Annotated in this window: 4 protein-coding genes; 1 reads left to right on the top strand and 3 read right to left on the bottom strand. The window is 62.0% G+C overall.

The window, feature by feature from the left end; all coding sequences use genetic code 11:
• Positions 1–753: transketolase C-terminal domain-containing protein (locus QZ522_RS18345; protein ID WP_294615003.1), on the top strand; the 753-nt coding region annotated here is incomplete at its 5' end.
• 64 nt (positions 754–817) lie between these two features.
• On the opposite strand, the gene QZ522_RS18340 is transcribed toward QZ522_RS18345, so the two are convergent.
• The 3 genes from QZ522_RS18340 to QZ522_RS18330 form a co-directional block, all read right to left on the bottom strand.
• A complete protein-coding gene (locus QZ522_RS18340) occupies positions 818–2068 on the bottom strand; it encodes an Hsp70 family protein (protein ID WP_294615001.1) in 1251 nt (416 codons plus the stop codon).
• An 89-nt stretch (positions 2069–2157) separates the two neighbouring features.
• The gene (locus QZ522_RS18335) at positions 2158–2406 is read right to left on the bottom strand and encodes a hypothetical protein (protein WP_294614999.1); all 249 of its coding nucleotides are present in this window, start codon (positions 2404–2406) and stop codon (positions 2158–2160) included.
• The coding region (locus tag QZ522_RS18330) for a Na/Pi symporter (RefSeq protein WP_294614997.1) at positions 2406–3731 on the bottom strand (1326 nt) is incomplete at its 5' end. The genes QZ522_RS18335 and QZ522_RS18330, both read right to left, overlap by 1 nt.

Raw genomic sequence — 3731 nt, 5'->3', positions numbered from 1 at the left:
AACGGCATGGTCCTGCATGGCGGCATCCGCCCCTATGGCGGCACCTTCATGTGCTTTACCGATTACGCGCGGCCCGCGATGCGGCTTGCCGCGCTGATGAAAGTGCCGACCGTCTTCGTGATGACCCATGACAGCATCGGCCTTGGCGAGGATGGCCCCACCCACCAGCCGGTCGAGCATCTGGCGATCAGCCGCGCGACACCCAACACCTGGGTGTTCCGCCCCTGTGACACCGTCGAGACCGCCGAGGCCTGGGAACTTGCGCTTAGCTCGAAGGAAACGCCTTCGGTGATGTCGCTGACCCGTCAGGGCCTGCCGACGGTGCGCCGCGAGCATAAGACCAAGAACCTCACCGCGCAGGGCGCCTATGTGCTGGCCGATGCGATCGGCAAACGCGAAGCGATCCTGATGGCGACCGGTTCCGAGGTGGAAATCGCCATGGCGGCGCGCGATATTCTTCAGGCGGAGGGTATTGGCACGCGGGTTGTGTCGATGCCCTGCTGGGAGCTGTTCGAGGACCAGGACGAGGCCTATCGCAAGCGCGTTCTGCCCGGTGGCCCGGTGCGGGTCGCGGTCGAAGCGGCCAGCGCCTTTGGTTGGGATCGCTGGCTTTACGGCGAGCGTGGCCGTCGTGAAAAGGGCGGCTTTGTGGGCATGCAGGGGTTCGGCGCCTCGGCCCCTGCCCCGACGCTCTACAAGGAATTCGGCATCACCGCCGAGGATGTGACCGCCAAGGTCAAATCCCTGCTCTGAGCGACCGGCAACCTTGAAAATTCAGCCCCCGGATGCAGCCGCATTCGGGGGTTTTTCGTTGGCCTCAGCCACGCGCCGCCGCAATCGCAAGGCCATCCGTCACGGCGGTGAACACCTCGCTAAAGGAATGGCGGGCGTCCGGGCATTCGGCCTTGACCACGTCAGAGACCACCGACATCAGGCTTGAGCCGCCCACGTAAATCACGCGGTCGATGTCCGCCGCCCCGATCCCTGCAAACCCGAGCGTTTCGCGCAGGCCTGTGCCCAGCATTCGTGCATGCGCAGCAAGGCATGCGCTTAAAGCCTCGGGCGGCAAGGCGGCGCACAGGCCACGCTCAATCTGATCAAGCGCAATCACAGAAGTGCCATGCCCGGCATTGGCCGCGATCTTGCCGCGCTCGACCGCAAAGGCCACCTCATGGCCAAGCTCATTTTCCAACAAATTGGCGAGGCGGCCCAGTTTTTCAGGCTCGAACGCCATCTGCACCAATTCGGCAACCATCCTGCGGGTCTGGGGCGTGTAGAGAAACGGAATTTTCTCCCATGTGGCAAGGTCGTTGAAGATCGCATTGGGCACCGGCGAGGCGCCCGGCCCCATCACCTTGCGAAGCTCTGACCCCTTGCCAAGCAAGGGCATCACCCGCTCGATACTGATCGCGCGATCAAAATCCGTACCGCCGATCCGCACGCCATGGTTGGCAAGCACCGATACGCCGTCGGGGGTGGAGCGGAACACCGAAAAATCCGAAGTGCCGCCGCCGATATCGACGATCAGCCCGACCTCGCCGGTTTGCTCCAATGCGCCGCTGGCAATGGCCGCCGCCTCGGGTTCAGGCATGAAATCCACCTCGTCAAACCCCGCCGCGCGGTAACAGGCGCGCAAGTCGGCCTCGGCCCCGGCCTCGCGCGGATCGTTCAGCCCGTGAAACACCACCGGACGCCCCGACAGTACGCGATCAAAGCGCGTCCCGGCCTGGGCCTCGGCGTGGGTCTTGATGTGGTTCAGGAAGCGGGCGATGATGTCGACGAAGGTCACGCGCTCGTTCAGAATCTGACGTTCTTCATGCATCAACGGCGTGCCAAGCACCCGCTTGAGCGCGCGCATGAAGCGCCCCTCGATCCCGTCAAGCAGCGCCTGATTGGCGGCCTCGCCGATCAGGGTCTTGCGGGTGTCGAAATCGAAGAAAAACGTGGTGGGCAAGGTGGTCTGCCCCGGCCCCATCCCGATCAGGCGTGGCGCACCATTACAGAGATAGCCCGCCGCCGAGTTTGAGGTTCCGAAATCCAGACCCAAAACGGGACCGCGCTGTGCCATGTCTGATTTCAACCTCGCCTGAAAACAAGGGCCGGTGCGTATCGCCCGGCCAAAGCGCTGTCAAGCAGCAGTGGCGCGGATTGCGCGCCCTATCGGATCTGGTCGAAAAGCCATCTGGCGCGTTCGATCTGGGCGTCGAGGGTGGCGCATTTCTGCTCCAGTCGCGCCCGTTTCGAGGGTTTGGCTGTGTCGGCGAGGTCTGCGCACAGATCCTCGCGCTTTTTGACGAGCTTGCGGATCATTTTTTCAACGTGACCGGGGTCGATCTTTTCGGCCTGGCCGTTTTCGAGCCGCTCAAAATACGACCCGAGTTTCTCGATGCTGTTTGCGAGTTTCATCAAAGCCCCTCTTTGCCGTTCGGGCGGTCCAGCGCCATGTCCTGCAAGTCGTCTTCATCCAGTGTCAGGATGCGTTCGACCTCTGCCATGGCGTCTTCGGTGTCGATGTAATAGGCGCGCGCCGCATCCAGAAGATCACGCATCGCGCTATAGGCGTAATTGGAATCGTTGAGAAAAGAGGTGGCCATGCTGGCGCTCAGGTGGCGCTCGCGGATCAGGCGGTCAATGGTCTGGTTGGTATTGCGGGCATCGCTTTCGACCTGGATGCGCTCCTGATCGAGCCAGAGGCTTGAGCGGTCTTCGGGATCGGCCTGATCAAGCGCGCGGATCTCGACGAGGATGCGCGCAATCTCGGTGCGCAATCCGTTGTAAAGATCGGTAATCACGCCCTGCGGTCTTTGCGTGTAAAGGGTGGCGTTGCGGCGCATGTGCTTGATCGACTTGACCGCGCGTACGATCTGTCCGGACACATCGCGCATCAGATAGACATCGGCCATGGCCTTGGCCGGAAGGTCCTTGCTTCCGACGCGGGTGGCAAATTCTATGATCGCGGAATGGAGCGTCTTGACCCGGTGTTCATAACGCGCATCAAGATCGAAATCCACTGGCGCGCGGCTTGCCTTGACAGTCGCGGCTATGTCCTTGGTTTCAAACAGCTCTGTTCGGTGCAGGTTAAGCCCGTGCACGATAAGCTCGACCGCGTTTTCATAAAGGTGATGCACCTCGCGGCGCAGGGCGACCTGAATGGTCTGGGGAAATTCATCCACCGCCTCGGACAGGTATTTGGGCTGGCTCAGGTCCTCGGCGGGCTGGACGATCACGCGCTCCAGAAACCCGACCAGCCGGTGGATGAACGGCACTATAAGCAGCACGCCCAGCAGGTTGAAGATGGTGTGAAACACCGCCAGCTTGAGGGCGATATCGCTGGTCGCAATGCCAAGCGCGGCGCTGGTCACATCGACCATGTCGCGTATCTGGCCGAGAAAGACCAAGGCCACCCCCGCCGTCAGCAGATTGAACATTACATGCGACAGGGCCAGCCGCCGACCCTGAAAATTCGCCGTGAGCCCGCCGATGACAGCCGTGACCGTGGTGCCGATATTGGCCCCGATCGCAAGGGCCAGGGCGTTCTCATAGCTGATCTGCCCGGCGGCGAGCGCCGTGATGATCAGGACCATCGTGGCATGGCTTGATTGCATCACCACCGTCGCCACCGCCCCGGTCAGGGTATAGACCACCAGACCCGCAATCCCGGTCATCGCAAAGCGGGTCAGATCGAATTGATCGCTGAAGGCATCGAAGCCCTCTTTCATGTGGTGGATGCC

Origin of the sequence: uncultured Roseovarius sp. (genome assembly GCF_913054395.1) — a bacterium.
Taxonomy (GTDB): domain Bacteria; phylum Pseudomonadota; class Alphaproteobacteria; order Rhodobacterales; family Rhodobacteraceae; genus Roseovarius.
The sequence above is the reverse complement of the archived record's forward strand: the minus strand, read 5'-3'. Positions and strand labels throughout refer to the sequence as shown.